Source organism: Stenotrophomonas lacuserhaii (genome assembly GCF_039674585.1).
GTDB classification, from domain to species: Bacteria; Pseudomonadota; Gammaproteobacteria; order Xanthomonadales; family Xanthomonadaceae; genus Stenotrophomonas; species Stenotrophomonas pennii_A.
Genome location: NZ_JBDJNU010000020.1, coordinates 1 through 17288, shown reverse-complemented (window position 1 = coordinate 17288; position 17288 = coordinate 1). Strand labels below are relative to the sequence as shown.

Genomic DNA, 17288 nt, shown 5'->3' with positions numbered 1-17288 from the left:
GTCAGCGCCCTGCCGCTGCGCTCGCCGAGCATGGCGATGCCGGCCGTCCTGGCCGGCACCCTCCGGGCCGTCGCAAGCGACGTTGGCAGCGGCTCCTGCCGCTGCCTTCGGCGCTACCCCGGTGGGTGACGACCGTTGGACGTCACGCTCCTAAGCTGCCGCACCAGCGCCAATGCCACGGCTCATGCACGATCCCATGCGGATTCCCGCGCGGATAACTCATCCGGAACCCGTGCGCCGCCGCGTGCTCCTGCAGCCACGCAAACGCCGCGGTCTCTTCAAACGTCGCCTCGGCCGGCGGGTCCCCGGGCGTGCCGATATCCAACGCCATGCCGCTGTGGTGCTCGCTGAATCCGGGCGCGGCATTGACCTTCAGGATCTCCGCCACGCGCTGCCCGCGGGCCAGCTTCCGCTCGAAAATCCCCAGCTGGTAATCGTGGCTGCGGTAACCGGAAATCGCGTCCAGCGCGATGCCTTCACGGGCCGCCTGCAGGCGCATGCGTCGCCACGCCTGCGCTGCACCGCGACGCAGCCACAGTGGCCGTCCGAAGCGGTCGCGCCCGGCAAAATGCAGCAGCACCGGCTCGGCTTCCAGTGCCAGGCCGGTGTCGGCGGCATATGCATCGGCGTCCAGCCCCAGCTGCTGCAGGCGCGCTTGCAGGCCCTGTGGTGAGAGCAGGCGCTCCTCCAGCGGCCCGCTGCCGCGTTGCGGGTTCAGCCAGGACAGCGCGTCCAGTGCTTCCGCGGCACCAGGTTCCTGCGGCAGGTGTGGAACCAGCGAGTGCACGCCGTGGTCGAAGATGGCAGCCAGGTAGCGGCCATCGCGCTTGCGTCGCAGCACCCAGCGGGCACGCGCGAGCAGACGCGCATCGGCGTTGCCATGGGCGCGCAGCAGCGCGGACGGCCACGCTTCGATGGCGTCGGTATTGAGCAGCAGGGGCAGGGATCTGGACATGCGCCCAGCTTAGCGCGGACGACCGGAAGGCATGGCGGCCCGGCGCAGCGCGTCCAGCAGCGATTGCGGTTCGGCCAGGCTGAGCAACAGGGTCGGGCCGTCGCGCACCGGAATCACCAGCACGCGGTGCACATCGGTCACCAGCGCAAAGCCCTTGCCGCCGCCGTGCAGGCGATAGTGTCCGGAGTGGAAGCCCGGCATGCTGTAGGCGTTGATCTTGTGCCGCAGGCCGTGCCGGCGATCCTGTTTCAGGTCGACCACGGCGGCCTGCTGCAGCTCCATCTGTTCCACCGGGGTGTGCTTGCGGTAGAACGTTGAATGGACGCTCAGTACGCTGCCATCCAGCTGCACCCGGCGCCGGAAGAACAGCCAGCACAGCAGTACGGTGATCAGCGTGGCGATGGCCAGGCTCCACGCCGCGCTGCCGTGCAGGGTGAAGTAGGGCGGGGTGAGCGTGACCGCGAACGGCATCGTGCCGGCTTCGGCAGGCTGCCGCGAGGGGTAAAAGGTGAGGCCGACGAACAGCAGCAGCGGCGCCACGATCCACAGCAGTCGCAGTGGCGAGCCATCACTGACCGCGAAGCGGCGGGGATCACTGCCGCCGCTCATCGCTGCGCCTCGATCCAGCATGCGGCACCCTCGATGGCGCCTGCAGGCAATCGGCGCCTGCCCAGGTTCCTGCTCATTCCTTGCTCTCCTGCGAAGGGGTGGGTTTCGGCAGCCGTCCGGCCTTGCGCAAGGCATCGCGCAGCATGTATTCGATCTGGGCGTTGAGGCTGCGCAGCTCGTCGTCGGCCCAGCGCTGCGTCGCGGCCAGGACATCGGCGTTGATGCGCAGTGGATAGGCTTTCTTCTCGCTCATGGATACTCCTGGCTCAACGGCTGGTTCCGGCCCGCGGCCGGCGGGTCACCGTCATGCCGGCTCAGTACAAGGAACCGGCGTTGACCACCGGCTGAGTGCCGCGGTCGGAACACAACACGGTCAGCAGATTGCTCACCATGTGCGCCTTGCGCTCTTCGTCCAGCTGCACCACGCCGTTCTTCTGCAGTTCGGCCAGCGCCATTTCCACCATGCCCACCGCACCGGCGACGATCCGCGTGCGGGCGGCGATCACCGCATTGGCCTGCTGGCGCTGCAGCATGGCCTGGGCGATTTCCGCAGCGTAGGCGAGGTGGCTGATGCGCGCGTCGATGATCTGCACGCCGGCATCGGCCAGGCGTTCGGCCAGTTCGTTCTTCAGGTGCAGCGAAATCTCGCTGGCATGGCTGCGCAGGGCGAGCTGGCCTTCTTCGTGCTGGTCATACGGGTAGCTGGTGGCCATCGCACGCAGCGCGGACTCGGACTGGATATGCACGAAGCTTTCGTAGTCATCCACGTTGTAGACCGCCTCGGAGGCATCCACCACCTGCCACACGATCACCGCGGCGATCTCGATCGGGCTGCCGTCCAGCTCGTTGACCTTCAGCTTGCCGCTTTCGAAGTTGCGCACGCGCTGGCTGACCCGGCGCTTGGAAAAGAACGGGTTGTTCCAGCGCAGGCCGTTGTCCTTGACCGTGCCGACGTACTTGCCGAACAGGCTCAGCACCGCGGCCTGGTTGGGTTGCACGGTGTACAGGCCAGCCAATGACAGCAGGGCCAGGAGCATCACCAGAACGCAGCCCAGCAGCAGCATCGGGCTGGGGCGCATCCCGTTGGCGCCGCTGGCGCCGGCCAGGAACACGGTGCCGGCGATGCCAGCAACGATGACGACGGCGGCCAGCACGGCCAGGCCGTTGAGGGAACGGAGCGGCTTCTCTTTCATGACGGGACTTCCTTGAGGGTCTGGATCAGAAGATATCAAATTGATATCAGTCTGCAAGTGCCGTCCGTCGGCAGGCAGGGGGCGACCGGCTAGAATGCCCACCCGCCTTCACCTCCACGCTGGAACGCCGCCATGTCCGCATTTGGAACCCCGTTGTCCCCCTCCGCCACCCGCGTCCTGCTGCTGGGATCGGGCGAACTTGGCAAGGAAGTGGCCATCGAGCTGCAGCGCCTGGGCGTGGAAGTGATCGCCGCCGACCGTTACGCCGACGCGCCGGCAATGCAGGTGGCGCACCGCGCGCACGTGATCGACATGCTGGATGCGATGGCCCTGCGCGAGCTGATCGCGTTGGAAAAACCGCACCTGGTGGTGCCGGAAATCGAGGCCATCCACACCGAGACGCTGGTCCAGCTGGAGCAGGAACAGGGGCTGCGCGTGGTGCCGACCGCGCGCGCGGCGCGGCTGACCATGGACCGCGAAGGCATCCGCCGGCTGGCGGCGGAAACGCTGGGCCTGCCGACCTCGCCGTATCGTTTCGTGGACACCGAAGCGGAGTACACCGCCGCCGTGCAGGCGATCGGCCTGCCGTGCGTGGTCAAGCCGGTGATGTCTTCTTCGGGCAAGGGCCAGAGCACGCTGCGCAGCGAAGCCGACATCGCCCCGGCCTGGGCCTATGCGCAGACCGGTGGCCGCGCCGGTGCCGGACGCTGCATCGTCGAGGGCTTCATCGATTTCGATTACGAAATCACCCTGCTGACCGTGCGGCATGCGGGTGGTACGTCGTTCTGCGCGCCGATCGGCCACCTGCAGAAGGACGGCGATTACCGCGAAAGCTGGCAGCCACAGGCGATGTCCGCCGCGGCGCTGGCGCGCGCCGAGGAGATTTCCCGGGCCATCACCGATGACCTCGGCGGCTGGGGACTGTTCGGCGTGGAGCTGTTCGTGAAGGGCGACGAGGTGTGGTTCAGCGAAGTGTCGCCGCGCCCGCATGACACCGGCCTGGTGACCCTGGTATCGCAGGAACTGAGCGAGTTCGCGCTGCACGCGCGCGCGATCCTCGGCCTGCCGATCCCGGTGATCCGCCAGGGCGGAGCGAGCGCGTCCTGCGCGCTGCTGGCCCACGGCGAGGGCGTGCCGTACTTCACTGATGTCGCCGCCGCGCTGCAGGTGCCGGACACCGCCGTGCGCCTGTTCGGCAAGCCCAGCGTGCACGGCCACCGTCGCGTTGGCGTTACCTTGGCGCGGGCCGACAGCACCGAGCAGGCCCGCGCGATCGCCCGCGATGCCGCCGCCGCCATCGGCGTCACCCTGAAGCCCTGAGTTACTTCACGTCGGCCCAGACCAAGTGGTGGTCGCTGCCGTCGGCGATCTTCGCTTCGTCCGTGCCTTCAGCCGGCCAGAACACGCCGCCGCCGACGTAGGCGAAGCCCACCGAGGGCAGCACGTAGTCCAGCCGCATGGTGCCGGATTTCGGGCCGAAATCGCCGGTGGCGTGCCGAGGGGCGCCGCGACGGCTGATGCCCTTGGCGGCGTAGGCCAGGCTGGTCTGTTCGCCGCCGATGCTCGACGGGGTGGCATGGCGCAGCACGCGTGGATGCTCGATCAGTTCCAGGATGCCTTCATGGCGGCCATCGCCGTCGACCGGGTCGTTGTTGAGGTCGCCCAGGATCACGAAGCGCGCGTCCTGCGCCAGCCCGCCGCAGCGCTGCTGGTCGTCGCACAGCCACGGCTTGTCACCGGCTGACAGATACTCCTGCCACAGCTTCAGCTCGTCGTGGTTGCGCGCGGCGTTGCGCTTCTCCGGGCCGTCGAACACCGGCGGGGTGGGGTGGGATACCAGCGCATGCACCACGCCGGAGGGCGTGCGCACCGGCACGTCCCAGTGCGACTTGGACGAAAGCCGCAACTGCGACCACACCGCATCGGAATAGAAGCTCTTGCCGGTGCGCGGGTCGATGGGACGGATCGCGCCGGGCAGGGAATTCCACTTCAGCAGCTGGAAGCTGCGCACCTTGGCTTCGTCGATCGGATAGCGCGACAGCACCAGCATGCCGTACTGGCCCGGGTGCAGGCCGTAGCCCCACGCGTCGTTGCCACGGGCGCGGCCTTCGCCGCCCACTTCGCCGTTGTTGTCCAGGTCCAGCCCGCTCTGCACGCCGGTGTTGACCGGGGCGAGATAGCGATAGGCGAAGTTCAGCGGCTCGCCGCCACCGGCCTGGGCCACGGCCAGGTAACGCTGCTGGAACAGATCGGCGGCGCGGTGTGCGTCGTCGTAGTCGAATTCGTTGAGCAGCACCAGGTCCGGGCGTACCTGCTGCAGCACCGCGGCGATCTTGCGCGCGTGCGCGCTGTCGCCTTCCAGTTCGGCGATCAGCCCGCCGGCCTGGTCGGAGTAGAGGGAGGTGTTGTAGGTCGCCAGGCGCAGGGCGGTCGAGGCATCAGGCATCGCGGCAGCACGCTCGGGGGTCTGGGCGCAGGCGCTGCACAGCAGGGCCACGGCGACGGTCAGGGCGGGGAGGCTGAAGGCTGGAATTTTCATGGGCGGTATTGTGCACCGGCGCCTGTGTCAGCGGCTTGTCAGCGTCCGGCCAGTTCGCCATCGAATTCGTTCCAGCGCCGGCCGTCGTAAGCTTCCAGCGGGCGGAACCGGCGCTTGTAATCCATCTTCAGGTGGTCGCGGATCCAGTAGCCCAGATACAGGTGGGGCAGCGATTCGCGCTGCGCCCAGGCCACCTGCTGCAGGATCGCGAAGGTGCCCAGCCCGCGCTGTGCATGGTCGGGATCGAAGAAGGTGTAGACCGCCGACAGGCCCTGCTCGGTGACGTCGGTGACCGCCACGCCGATCAGTTCGCCTGGCCCGCCCTGCGGCGGCGGCAGGCGGATTTCCAGGAAACGCGTGCGCGACCAGCTGCCGATCAGGAACTGCTCGAACTCGTGCGGCCCGTGGGTGTCCATGCCGCCGTTGGCATGCCGATGGGCCAGGTAACGGTGGTACAGCGCGAACAGTTCTTCGCGCGGGGCGGCGGCGGTGATGCGCACTTCCAGGTCGGCGTTGCGGGCCACGCAGCGGCGCTGGCTGCGGTCCGGGGCGAAGCGCTGCACGGGTATGCGCACCGCCACGCAGGCGTGGCATTGGGCGCAATGCGGGCGGTAGACCAGGTCGCCGCTGCGGCGGAAGCCCCAGCTGAGCGCCATCGGGTACAGGCCGCCCAGGCGGCGGTCATGCGGGTCCAGCACCAGATCGCGCGCGGTCCGCTCCGGCCAGTAGCCGCAGGGGTGCTCGCCGGTCTGGAACAGCCTCAGGTCGTCGTCGCGGTCGCCGTGTATCGCCATGTCCACAGCATAACGTCCGGCTGTCGCAGTGGCCGCGACTGTCTGCCAGATGAACACGCCCGGGGCCGACGTCAACCGTGGCCGCGTCCACGCGTTGTTGTCCTTCGAGGGTGATTGAAAAACACCCCGTCCCCTTCTACTGGAGTGACCCCATGACCCTGCGTACCCCCCTGCTGCTGGCCCTGCTGCTGAGCACCTCCGCCACCGGTATCGCCCTGGCGGCCGATGCGCCGCCGGCGCCGCAGCGCCCGGTCAAGCTGGACACCAACAACGACGGTTTCATCGATCGCACCGAAGCCGCGGCCGCTCCGCGCCTGGCCGAACGTTTCGACCAGCTGGACGCCAACAAGGACGGCAAGCTGTCCCGCGAAGAACGGCCGCGCGGCAAGCACGGGCACCGCGGCCCAGGGCGTGACCATGCCGATCAGCTGGCCCGTCTTGATACCAACAAGGACGGTCGCATCAGCCGCCAGGAGGCCGCCGCCGATCCGCGGCTGGCCGGGCGCTTCGACCAGATGGACATCAACAAGGATGGCTACCTGGACAAGGTCGACCGCGAGCTGCGCATGAAGCAGCATCGTGATGCCTGGTTCACCGCGGCGGACAGCAACAAGGATGGCCAGCTGAGCAAGGCCGAGTTCGATGCGGCCAAGGGCCCGATGCGTGGCCCGCGCCATGGGGGCCACGGGCCGCAGGGCCCGGTGCGGCCGTTGCAGGACTGACGGCCAGCGGCCCATGGAGATTGACGGCCAGCGGCCCATGGAAGATTGACGGCCAGCGGCCCATGGAGATTGACGGCCAGCGGCCGTCACTACCGGGTTTCGAGTGCGGTGACGGCCACTGGTCGTCACCGCTTGGGATTACAGCGCGCCGTTTCTCCACAACAGCCAGCCCACCATGAGCAAGGCCGCCAAGGCCGCGCCGATCATGCCGTGCTTGCCGTACAGCGCTTCGTATTTCCAGTTGCGTCGACCCTGCAGGCCGCGCCGGGCCGCGTCGCGGTCGATCAGCGGCTGCATGATCCGCCGCAGCGGCACCAGGCACTGCCAGCAGACCAGGGACAGGCCCGCGAACAGGACGAACAGGCCCACCCACGCCGGCAGCGCCAGCAGTGACAGCACCAGTACCGCTACGCAGACCACCAGCGCGGTGAAGGTGTTGAGGTGCACGAAGCGCCGGATCCGCGCGCGTTCCTGCGGCGATTCCGCGAACGACAGCAGGTAGCGGCCGCCCAGGTAGCTGAAGACCGTCCCGCCGACCACCGCGCCGATCATCGCGCCCACGTTGACGTGATCGGCGAAGCCCGGAAACTGGCCCGCCGCCGCGGTCAGCGACCCCATCGCCGTTCCCGCCGACGCACTGGCACCGCCCAGGCCGAGCTTGCTGCCGCCCACGCCCACGCCGGTGCCCAGGGCCAGGATGGCTGCGCTGGCGGTGCCCGGGGCGGCCACCATCAGCATGGACACCACCGTGGTGGCGAACGCTGCACCGGGCGCGCTGCTGCGTGCGAACTCACCGAAGCGCTGCAGCATGCCTTCTCGCACCATGCCGCGGGCGCGCGACAACCGCTTGCGTACGGCCGCATCGCTGAGCCCGAGCAGGCTGGCCACATGCTGCGAACGCTGGCCTTCGCGGTAGTACAGCAGCAGCACTTCGCGGCTCTCTTCGGGCAGCGCGGAGATGATGTCCTCGGCGGCGACTTCTTCTTCGATGCGCAGCAGGCGGTCGGCCGCGCCGGGGGCCGGATCGGCGGCCATGCTGATCGCCAGTTCGGCTGCTTCGCCCGAAAGCGGCCGACCGCGCTGGCTGCGCAGCCAGTCGCGGGCCAGGTTGCGGGTGATCTGCCGCAGCCACGGCATGAAACTGGAGGGGTTGCGCAGCTGGCGCAGCTGCTGCCAGGCGCGCACGAACGCCTCTTGGGCGATGTCTTCGCTGGCGTGGCGGTCGCGGGTGATGGCCAGGGCGATGGCGGTCACCGTGTTCTGGCAGGCCACCACGATGCGCCCGTACGCATGCTGGCAGCCATCGGCCGCGGCGGGCAGCTCGCGGTGCAGGGTGTCATCGAGGCTGGCGGCTGATGCGGTCATGGGCGGCGCTCCTGCGGGGATTGTGTCCCAAGACGGAGCGCCGCGCAGGATGTGACCGGTGGTCGTGACGACCGCAACCAACCGGTGGGTGACGACCGCAACCAACCGGTGGGTGACGACGGCTCTGGAGACCTCTGCAACAGCGTGACGACCAACGGTCGTCACCCACCGGAGCAGGCGGTCGTCACCCACCGGAGCAGGCGCAGGCACCTGGACGGCCGGCGGCCGTCACTACCGGCTCAGGGTTGCGGGGTTGTCGGCTGGATGCGCACGCGGACTTCTTCTTCCTCAACCGGCGCGGCCGGTGCGGCGGGCTGCTGTTGCGGAGCAGGAGCGGGCGCCGGAGCGGCCGGCTGCTGTGCGCCGCGATGGCCCATCCCGATGAACAACGCCACGCCGGCAATCACCACCAGCAAGGCGATGCGGATACGCCAGGCCCAGCCGCGGCCCGTGGACGGCGCCCCGGTTTCGCGGAAGGCGAACTCCGCGGTCGGGTGGTCGCGGCGGGTGGTGTCGAGCAGCCGCGCATCACGCAGGATCTCGCGCGCACGCGGCTGGTCGTCCGCGCGCACCACCCATACCGTGGGATGGCGGATGTTCTTGCTCTGGTCAAGATAGCTGAACTGCCCGCGACGCTTGGTGTGGTAAGTGCGCCCATCGGTCACGCGCACTTCGATGTCGTGGCTGCGCAGCAGTTCGGCCACGCCTTCCACGGTTTCCACGCGCTGGCTGCTGAAGATCTGTCTCATGGCGCGTTCCTCAGTCCTTGGCCGGCACGGCAGCAGCGGCGGCGCTGTCAGGCACCACGCGGATCAAGCCTTCCTGCGCGGTGCTGGCCACCAGGCGACCGTGGCGGTCGAAGAACTGGCCACGTGCCAGCCCACGCGAATCCTGCGCGCTCGGGCTGTCCAGCGCATACAGCAGCCAGTCGTCGGCACGGAACGGACGGTGGAACCAGATCGCATGGTCCAGCGATGCCATCTGCACGTGCGGCTGGTAGTAGCTGATGCCGTGCGGGAAGGTCGCCGTGCCCAGCAGATGGAAATCCGAGGCGTAGGCCAACAGCGCCTGGTGCAGTTCCGGTGCATCGCCGACCGGTTCGGTCAGGCGGAACCAGACCTGGTGGTAAGGCGGGCGTTTGGGCGGGTTGAGCTCATCGCGCGGATAGACGTGGCGGAACTCGAACGGGCCGCCCCGCGACAGCCAGCGCTGCACCTTGATCGGCAACCGGTCCAGCACGTCCTGCGGCAGCGGGCGGTTGGGTTCCAGGTCTTCCGGCTGAGGTACTTCAGGCATCTTGTGCTGGTGCTCGGCGCCGCTTTCTTCCTGCTGGAAGGAGGCCGCGCAGAAGAAGATCACCTTGCCGTGCTGGATCGCGGTCACCCGGCGTACCGAGAAGCTGCCGCCATCGCGGGTGCGGTCCACGTCGTAGACGATGGGGTGGTCGATGTTGCCCGCACGCAGGAAGTAAGCGTGCAGCGAGTGCACGTGGCGTCCGTTTTCCACCGTGGCCTGGGCGGCGGCCAGCGCCTGGCCCAGCACCTGCCCGCCGAATACGTACTTGGTGCCGATGTCGCGGCTCTGGCCACGGAACAGGTTGTCTTCCAGCCGCTCCAGGGTGAGCAGGTCGATCAGTTCGGAGACGACGGGTTCGTGCGTGTCGTTCAAGGGGGGACAGCCGGTGTCGGGACAGGCCGTGATTATAGCCGGGCGGCCGTGCAGCAGCCCCCGGCAGGTGCCGTCGGCGGTTGCCCGGTGCTCAGCCCTTGCCGAGCCGGGCCACCAGCGCCTGCAGTGCCTGCTGCGCATCCGGCGCATACCAGGCCTCGACGAAGCGATCCAAGCGGATCAGGTCCGGGTGCAGGGCTTCGTGCAGGTCCTGGCGGGCGATCGCGCGGGTCAACAGCATCGGCTGGCGTGGCATCTTCAGCAGCCGCTGCAGCCAGGCCACTGCGCGCGCCACGACCAGGTCGCCGTCGGCCAGCTCGTCGACCAGGCCGATCTGCAGGGCCTGCTCGGCCGGCACCATGGCGGCGGTGGTCAGCAGGATCCCGGCGCGGTGCATGCCCACGGCGCGGCGCAGCAGGCGCTGGATGCCCTCAGGTGCCACCAGGCCCACCTGCACTTCGTTCAGGCCGATGGCGAACGGCTGCGCCGGATCGGTGCTGCGCGCCATCACCCGGTAGTCGCAGCACAGGGCCAGTACGCAGCCACCGGCCGGGGCGTGTCCGGTCAGCGCGGCCACCACCGGGATGCGGCTTTCGGCCAGCGTGCGTACCGCGCCGAAGAACGCGTTCCAGCTGTCCAGCAGGGCGTGCTGGTCGTCGCCATGCGACAGCAGGTGGGGCACGTCCATGCCGCCGGTGAATACCCGTTCGTTGCCCGACAGCACCAGTCCGTGCACGTCTTCGGCCATGGCCTGTTCGACGGCGTGGATCAACTGCCGGCAGAGGTCGGTGTCCAGCGCATTGACCGGCGGCCGCGCCAGGCGCAGTTCGCGGATCGGTCCATGGTTGTACACCTCGATGAGCGTGGTCATGCTGCGATCTCTTGCCGGGAAGGAACGTGGTCCGATGATAACCAAACCATGCGTTGGCGTATTGTCCGCGTTGTGTGCATTCGCAGCATCGGGAGCGGCGCTGGCCGCGCCGGTGGCGTGCCTGCAGTTGAAAGACGGATGGGCGCGGTTGCCGCCGAGCGCGGCGATGTCGATGACCGCCGGCTACGGTACGATCCACAACACCTGCGCCACCGCGGTGACGATCATCGGCGCGCGCAGCGCGGTGTTCGGCGATGTGTCATTGCATGAAACCACGCTGCAGGGCGATGTCAGCCGCATGCAGCACCTGCACCACCTGGAGCTGCCGGCCGGTGCGATGGTCGAGCTGAAGCCGGGTGGCAAGCACCTGATGTTGATGCAGGGCAAGGCCGCGCTGAAGGACGGGCAGGCGGTGCCGCTGGTGCTGCAGCTGGAAGGCGGTGGTGAAGCCGCCGCGACACTGCAGGTACGCAAAGCTGCGCGCTGATGCTTCTGCTCCGGTGGGTGACGACCGTTGGTTGCTCTGGTAGGTGACGACCGTTGGTCGTCACGCTCTTGTTTGCTGCCCTATCTAAGCGTGACGCCCAACGGTCGTCACCCACAGCGGCCGTCACTCCCTCAGGTGGAGGCGTTGCGTACGGCGTCGGGGAGCGGGGCGCTCCTGCCGGTCTGGGTGTCCATCCACACCACCACTACGTTGCCGTCCGAATACAGGCGCGATTCGTCCTGCTGGTCGACGATGCGGTGGCCGATGGTGACGCTGCTGTTGCCCAGCCGCTCCACGAACAGTTCCACCAGGATGTCGTTGGGCCACACGATCGGCAGCCGGTAATTGACGTTGGTGGCGGCCACCACCGGTGCGATCCGGTCGGTCATCGCCACGCCTTCCACGCCCAGCATCCAGCGCACGCGCGCTTCTTCCAGATAGGAAATGTACTTGGCGTTGTTGACGTGGCCCATGCTGTCCATGTCGCGCCAGCGCACGCTGATCGGGATGCGGGCGAGGATCTTGTGCTCGGTGCTCATCAGGCGTCCTTCTTCTTGCGCGTAGCGGTGGTCTTGGTCGCGGTGGATCTGCTGGGGGCGCCGGTGCTCCTGGCCGCGGCGGCCTTCTTCTTCGGCTCCGGTTTCACCTTGCGCGGCGGGCGCGCATCGGGCTTGTTGGCCACCGCCGCCGGCTTGTCCGGGCGCGCGCTGACCGAGGGCAGCATCTTGGCCAGGAACTGGCCGGTGTACGAGGTCGGGCAGGCCGCCACGTCTTCCGGGGTGCCGGTGACCAGGATGGTGCCACCGCGATGGCCGCCTTCCGGACCGAGGTCGACGATCCAGTCGGCAGTCTTGATGACGTCCAGGTTGTGCTCGATCACCACTACCGTGTTGCCTTCGTCGCGCAGCTTGTGCAGCACGCCCAGCAGCGCTTCGATGTCATGGAAGTGCAGGCCGGTGGTCGGCTCGTCCAGGATGTACAGCGTGCGCCCGGTATCGCGGCGCGACAGTTCCTTGGACAGCTTCACGCGCTGCGCTTCACCGCCGGACAGGGTGGTCGCGCTCTGTCCCAGCTTGATGTAGCTCAGGCCCACGTCGACCAGCGTTTCCAGCTTGCGCGCGATGCTCGGCACCGGTTCGAACAGCTTCAGGGCATCTTCGACGGTCATCTGCAGCACGTCGTTGATGTTGTAGCCCTTGTACAGGATCTCCAGCGTTTCGCGGTTGTAGCGCTTGCCGTGGCAGACATCGCAGGGCACGTACACGTCCGGCAGGAAGTGCATCTCCACCTTGATCAGGCCATCACCCTGGCAGGCTTCGCAGCGGCCGCCGCGCACGTTGAAGCTGAAGCGGCCCGGCGAATAGCCGCGCGCACGTGCTTCGGGCACCTGGGCGTACAGCTCGCGCAGGGGAGTGAACAGGCCGGTGTAGGTGGCCGGGTTCGAACGGGGGGTACGACCGATCGGCGACTGGTCGATGTCCACCACCTTGTCGAACAGGTCCAGCCCGTCGATTTCCCTGTACGGGGCGATATCGTGCGATGCGCCGTTGATCTCGTTGGCGGCCAGCGAGAACAGCGTGTCGTTGATCAGCGTCGACTTGCCCGAACCGGACACGCCGGTGATGCAGGTCATCAGGCCGGCCGGAATGGCCAGGTCGACGTTCTTCAGGTTGTTGCCGCTCGCCCCGCGCAGGTGCAGGGTCATCTTCGGGTTCGGCTTGTGCCGGCGTGCCGGGATCTCGATCGCACGCTTGCCCGACAGGTACTGGCCGGTCAGCGAACGCGGCGCGTCCAGGATGTCCTGCAGGCTGCCCTGGCCGACGATCTCACCGCCATGCACGCCTGCGCCCGGACCAATATCCAGCACGTAGTCGGCCAGGCGGATCGCATCTTCGTCATGCTCCACCACGATCACCGTGTTGCCGAGGTCGCGCAGGCGGGTGAGGGTGCCGAGCAGCCGCTCGTTGTCGCGTTGGTGCAGGCCGATGGACGGCTCATCCAGCACGTACATCACCCCCACCAGGCCGGCGCCGATCTGCGAGGCCAGGCGGATGCGCTGGGCTTCGCCGCCGGACAGCGTATCGGCCTTGCGCTCCAGGCTGAGGTAATCCAGGCCCACGTCGACCAGGAAGCCCAGTCGTTCGCCGATTTCCTTGACGATCTTGCTGGCGATCTCGCCACGCCAGCCCGGCAGGCTCAGCGTGTTGAAGAACTTCAGCGCATCGTCGATCGGCATCACCACCAGGTCCGGCAACGGGCGGTCGGCCACGAACACGTTGCGCGCGGCACGGTTCAGGCGCGCACCCTTGCACTCCGGGCAGCTCTGTTCGCTGATGTACTTGCCCAGCTCTTCCTGCACCGCCGAGGATTCGGTTTCCTTGTAGCGGCGTTCCAGGTTGGGAATGATGCCTTCGAAGCGGTGCTTGCGCTGGGTGCGCCCGCCGGCTTCGGTGAAGTAGGTGAAGCTGATGGTTTCATCACCGCTGCCGTACAGCACGGCTTTCTGCACGCTGGCCGGCAGGGTGTTCCAGGCTGCGTCCACGTCGAACTTGTAGTGCTTGGCCAGCGAGGCGATCAGCTGGAAATAATAGGCATTGCGACGGTCCCAGCCGCGCACCGCACCGGCCGACAGCGGCAGCTCGGGATGCACGACCACGCGGGTCGGATCGAAGAACTCGGCCATGCCCAGGCCATCGCAGCCGGGGCAGGCGCCCATCGGGGCATTGAACGAGAACAGGCGCGGTTCCAGCTCCGGCAGCGAGTAGTCGCAGACCGGGCAGGAATACTTGGAAGAGAACAGCGCAGGGGCTGCTTCGGGATTGTCCAGCGACTGCACGGACACCATGCCGTCGCCCAGCTTCAGCGCGGTTTCGAAGCTCTCGGCCAGGCGCTGCTTGATGTCCTCGCGCGGGCGGAAGCGGTCGATGACTGCTTCGATGGTGTGCTTCTGGCGCAGCGCCAGCGGCGGCACCTCATCGATTTCATACAGCACGCCATCCACGCGCACGCGCACATAACCCTGCGCGCGCATCTGGTCGAACACCTGCGCATGTTCGCCCTTGCGGTCGCGGATCACCGGCGCCAGCAGCATGTAGCGCTGCTCCGGGTCCAGGGTCAGCACGTGGTCGACCATCTGGCTGACGGTCTGCGCTTCCAGCGGATAGCCGTGGTCGGGACAACGCGGGGTGCCCACGCGCGCGTACAGCAGGCGCAGGTAGTCGTAGATCTCGGTGATGGTGCCGACGGTCGACCGCGGGTTGTGCGAGGTCGATTTCTGCTCGATCGAGATGGCCGGGGACAGGCCTTCGATGTGGTCCAGGTCCGGCTTTTCCATCACGCTGAGGAACTGACGGGCATAGGCCGACAGCGATTCCACGTAACGGCGCTGGCCCTCTGCATAGATGGTGTCGAAGGCCAGCGAGGACTTGCCCGAGCCGGACAGGCCGGTGATCACGATCAGCTTGTCACGCGGCAGATCGAGATCGATGTTCTTGAGATTGTGCGTCCGCGCGCCGCGGATGCGGATGAAATCCATCGCCATGGGGGATCCGGTGTTGGGGGCTTGGGCTGGGGCCCGGCCAGCAGGAAGGGCGTCGGGGACGGCAATCAAGCAGCCTACCGAGCAGACCAGATGGGGGCAATGGGCGACAATGCCAGCCGCCAGTCGCAGCACATGAGATTGACGTACAGGGTGATGAAGGCCTTGTGGCGCCTGGGTTTGCGGGGTGTGGGGGAGGGTTGACCCGGGCTGGGTGAGCCGGTACAATTCCGCTCCTGTCTGCCCTCGATGGCAGCAGTCAATAGACCACAATAACTACAAAGGAAGTCTGGTCATGTACGCAGTACTGGTCACCGGCGGTAAGCAATACCGCGTCGCGCAGGGCGAAAAGCTCCGCGTGGAAAAGCTCGAAGTCGAAGTCGGCAGCGAGATCAAGTTCGACAACATCCTGCTGCTCGGCGACAGCGATGGCATCAAGATCGGCGACGCCCTGAGCGGCGCTGCGGTCACTGCCACCGTCCTGTCCCAGGGTCGTGCCGACAAGGTCCGGATCATCAAGTTCCGTCGCCGCAAGCACCACATGAAGCGCCAGGGTCACCGTCAGTACTACACCGAAATCGAGATCACCGGCATTGCCGGTGGCAGCAAGTAAGGAGATAGGTCATGGCACATAAAAAAGGCGTAGGCTCTTCGCGCAACGGTCGCGACTCCAACCCGAAATACCTCGGCGTGAAGATCTTCGGTGGCCAGGCCATCGACGCCGGCAACATCATCGTGCGTCAGCGCGGCACCCAGTTCCACCCGGGTACCGGCGTCGGCCTCGGCCGTGACCACACCCTGTTCGCCCTCGTGGACGGCAAGGTGGAGTTCTCGGTGAAGGGTGCGAAGAAGCGTCGCACCGTCAGCGTGGTTTCGGCCGAAGCCTGATCCAGGCGCGGCTGGCGCCCATGCCAGTCATGGGTGCGCTGCAGAAGAGCCCCGCTTCGGCGGGGTTTTTCGTTGGATGCAGCAGGTAGTTTCGACGTACATCCGGTCCACCGCGCAGGTGGCCGAGCCCTGGCGACGCCGGGGCAGTAGAATCCCAAGGCGACGGCAGGCTGCCGCGCCCATCGCAGGCATCGAAAAATGAAACTGGTAGACGAAGCAGAAATTGAAGTGTTCGCCGGCAACGGCGGCAATGGCTGTATCGGCTTCCGTCGCGAGAAGTTCATCCCGCTCGGTGGCCCCGATGGTGGCGATGGCGGCGGCGGTGGCAGCGTGTGGATCCGCGCCGACGAGAACCTCAACACCCTGGTCGATTTCCGCCATGACCGCATCTTCAAGGCGCAGCGCGGCGAGAACGGCATGGGCCGCCAGGCTTATGGCAAGGGCGGCGAAGACCTGGTCATCACCGTGCCGGTTGGCACCACGGTGACCAACGTGGCCACCGATGAAGTGATCGGTGACCTGACCCAGCACGGCGATCGCCTGCTGGTGGCCAAGGGCGGCCGCGGCGGCCTGGGCAACATGCATTTCAAGAGCTCGACCAACCGCTCGCCGCGCCAGGCGCTGCCGGGCGAGCCGGGTGAAGAGCGCTCGCTGAAGCTGGAGCTGAAGCTGCTGGCCGACGTCGGCCTGCTGGGCTTCCCGAACGCCGGCAAGAGCACGCTGATCCGTGCGGTGTCGGCGGCGACGCCGAAGGTGGCCGATTACCCGTTCACCACGCTGTACCCGAACCTGGGTGTGGTGAAGGTGGAGAACTACCGCAGCTTCGTGATCGCCGATATTCCCGGGCTGATCGAAGGTGCCGCCGACGGCGCAGGGCTGGGCGCGCAGTTCCTGCGCCACCTGCAGCGCACCCGTCTGCTGCTGCATCTGGTGGACATCTCGCCGATGGAAGGCGGGGTGGAAATTTCACCGGTGGAGCAGGTGCGTGCGATCGAGCGCGAGCTGGAACGGCATGATCCGGAGCTGCTCGACAAGCCGCGCTGGCTGGTGCTGAACAAGGCCGACCTGATGTTCGAGGACGAGGCCAAGGCAGCGGCCGAGCAGATCATTGCGGACCTGGGTTGGAAGGAGCCGTGGTTCCTGGTGTCGGCGCTGGGTCGTGAGGGTACGTTCCCGGTGATGAGCAAGATCATGGCGTTCTTCGATCGTCAGAAGGAAGACGAGCTGCAGGCGCGCCACGCGGCTGGCGAGTAATCGTCTTCGTTTGGCATCGCGCGAAAAGCCCGGCTTCGGCCGGGTTTTTTGTTGGCTGCTGGTTGGCGGCGAACGGCGGAGCCCCTCGTGGTGGGTCGCTCTACAGCTTGATTTCTGGGTTGGGCCGGGCGGGAGGGGTCGGTGGGGGACGGCAAGAGCCGCTCCTGCGGGCCTCGTTTCGCGCCATCCGTGGCGCGGGTCCACGTCATCGCATTCGCGCTGCCGCTCCCACGCTTTGCTGCGCAAACCGCGGGCCCCGTCTCACCAGCACCCACACCCCGCCGCTTCGCGGCCGCCCCTGACTCAGGGGCTCCTCCACCCGACGCGCCACCGTGCCTCTCGGTAGCGCCGACCCATGGTCGGCGAGCGTAGCGGCACCGTTGGCGGGACCATTCCGCCGACCAT

Annotated in this window: 18 protein-coding genes; 6 read left to right on the top strand and 12 right to left on the bottom strand. The window is 67.4% G+C overall.

Annotated elements, in window-relative coordinates:
• Positions 1-142: 142 nt before the first annotated feature.
• The 4 genes from ABE522_RS09670 to ABE522_RS09655 all read right to left on the bottom strand — a co-directional run bounded on the left by ABE522_RS09670 (position 143) and on the right by ABE522_RS09655 (position 2643).
• On the bottom strand, positions 143-955 hold the full coding sequence (locus tag ABE522_RS09670) for a M15 family metallopeptidase (protein WP_346591509.1): 813 nt from the start codon (positions 953-955) through the stop codon (positions 143-145).
• A 9-nt stretch (positions 956-964) separates the two neighbouring features.
• Positions 965-1585, bottom strand: coding sequence for a hypothetical protein (locus ABE522_RS09665; protein WP_346591508.1), 621 nt, complete (start codon positions 1583-1585; stop codon positions 965-967).
• A 52-nt stretch (positions 1586-1637) separates the two neighbouring features.
• Positions 1638-1817 carry a type II toxin-antitoxin system antitoxin gene (locus tag ABE522_RS09660; protein ID WP_057508857.1) on the bottom strand — a complete coding sequence of 60 codons (180 nt, stop codon included), beginning with the start codon at positions 1815-1817 and terminating at the stop codon, positions 1638-1640.
• A gap of 61 nt (positions 1818-1878) precedes the next feature.
• Entirely contained in the window at positions 1879-2643 is a 765-nt protein-coding gene (locus ABE522_RS09655; protein ID WP_406846334.1) for an SPFH domain-containing protein, read from the bottom strand.
• 246 nt (positions 2644-2889) lie between these two features.
• Between ABE522_RS09655 and purT the strand changes: the two genes are divergently transcribed.
• Positions 2890-4077 (top strand): formate-dependent phosphoribosylglycinamide formyltransferase, encoded by a 1188-nt coding sequence (gene purT, locus ABE522_RS09650; protein ID WP_346591507.1) that lies wholly within the window; start codon positions 2890-2892, stop codon positions 4075-4077.
• Position 4078: 1 nt separating this feature from the next.
• Here purT and ABE522_RS09645 read toward each other — a convergent pair whose 3' ends face one another.
• Together ABE522_RS09645 and ABE522_RS09640 are read right to left on the bottom strand one after the other, a co-directional pair.
• The gene (locus ABE522_RS09645) at positions 4079-5296 is read right to left on the bottom strand and encodes an endonuclease/exonuclease/phosphatase family protein (protein ID WP_346591506.1); all 1218 of its coding nucleotides are present in this window, start codon (positions 5294-5296) and stop codon (positions 4079-4081) included.
• Between the two features lie 38 nt (positions 5297-5334).
• Positions 5335-6090, bottom strand: a complete 756-nt coding sequence (locus tag ABE522_RS09640; RefSeq protein ID WP_101100203.1) for an arginyltransferase — start codon at positions 6088-6090, stop codon at positions 5335-5337.
• 152 nt (positions 6091-6242) lie between these two features.
• On the opposite strand from ABE522_RS09640, the gene ABE522_RS09635 reads away from it, so the two are divergent.
• Entirely contained in the window at positions 6243-6812 is a 570-nt protein-coding gene (locus ABE522_RS09635) for an EF-hand domain-containing protein (protein ID WP_346591505.1), read from the top strand.
• A 138-nt stretch (positions 6813-6950) separates the two neighbouring features.
• On the opposite strand, the gene ABE522_RS09630 is transcribed toward ABE522_RS09635, so the two are convergent.
• From ABE522_RS09630 to ABE522_RS09615, 4 genes are all read right to left on the bottom strand, one after another.
• On the bottom strand, positions 6951-8177 hold the full coding sequence (locus tag ABE522_RS09630) for an RNA polymerase sigma factor (protein ID WP_346591504.1): 1227 nt from the start codon (positions 8175-8177) through the stop codon (positions 6951-6953).
• A 239-nt stretch (positions 8178-8416) separates the two neighbouring features.
• The gene (locus ABE522_RS09625) at positions 8417-8926 is read right to left on the bottom strand and encodes a pathogenicity-like protein (protein WP_346591503.1); all 510 of its coding nucleotides are present in this window, start codon (positions 8924-8926) and stop codon (positions 8417-8419) included.
• Between the two features lie 10 nt (positions 8927-8936).
• Complete coding sequence (tesB, locus tag ABE522_RS09620) at positions 8937-9845, bottom strand: acyl-CoA thioesterase II (protein WP_042615152.1); 909 nt, start codon at positions 9843-9845, stop codon at positions 8937-8939.
• 91 nt (positions 9846-9936) lie between these two features.
• Complete coding sequence (locus tag ABE522_RS09615; RefSeq protein ID WP_101100208.1) at positions 9937-10716, bottom strand: enoyl-CoA hydratase/isomerase family protein; 780 nt, start codon at positions 10714-10716, stop codon at positions 9937-9939.
• A gap of 34 nt (positions 10717-10750) precedes the next feature.
• On the opposite strand from ABE522_RS09615, the gene ABE522_RS09610 reads away from it, so the two are divergent.
• A complete protein-coding gene (locus tag ABE522_RS09610) occupies positions 10751-11203 on the top strand; it encodes a copper chaperone PCu(A)C (RefSeq protein ID WP_346591502.1) in 453 nt (150 codons plus the stop codon).
• Positions 11204-11334: 131 nt separating this feature from the next.
• Here ABE522_RS09610 and ABE522_RS09605 read toward each other — a convergent pair whose 3' ends face one another.
• Together ABE522_RS09605 and uvrA are read right to left on the bottom strand one after the other, a co-directional pair.
• On the bottom strand, positions 11335-11742 hold the full coding sequence (locus ABE522_RS09605; protein WP_343244158.1) for an acyl-CoA thioesterase: 408 nt from the start codon (positions 11740-11742) through the stop codon (positions 11335-11337).
• Entirely contained in the window at positions 11742-14744 is a 3003-nt protein-coding gene (gene uvrA / locus ABE522_RS09600) for an excinuclease ABC subunit UvrA (protein WP_346591501.1), read from the bottom strand. Before uvrA ends, ABE522_RS09605 begins: the two co-directional genes overlap by 1 nt.
• Positions 14745-15036: 292 nt before the next feature.
• Between uvrA and rplU the strand changes: the two genes are divergently transcribed.
• From rplU to cgtA, 3 genes are all read left to right on the top strand, one after another.
• Positions 15037-15354: a 50S ribosomal protein L21 gene (gene rplU / locus ABE522_RS09595; RefSeq protein ID WP_042615146.1), complete on the top strand. Its 318-nt coding sequence runs from the start codon at positions 15037-15039 to the stop codon at positions 15352-15354.
• An 11-nt stretch (positions 15355-15365) separates the two neighbouring features.
• Entirely contained in the window at positions 15366-15629 is a 264-nt protein-coding gene (rpmA, locus tag ABE522_RS09590; RefSeq protein ID WP_042615145.1) for a 50S ribosomal protein L27, read from the top strand.
• A gap of 198 nt (positions 15630-15827) precedes the next feature.
• On the top strand, positions 15828-16883 hold the full coding sequence (gene cgtA / locus ABE522_RS09585; RefSeq protein ID WP_101100211.1) for an Obg family GTPase CgtA: 1056 nt from the start codon (positions 15828-15830) through the stop codon (positions 16881-16883).
• Positions 16884-17288: the final 405 nt, after the last annotated feature.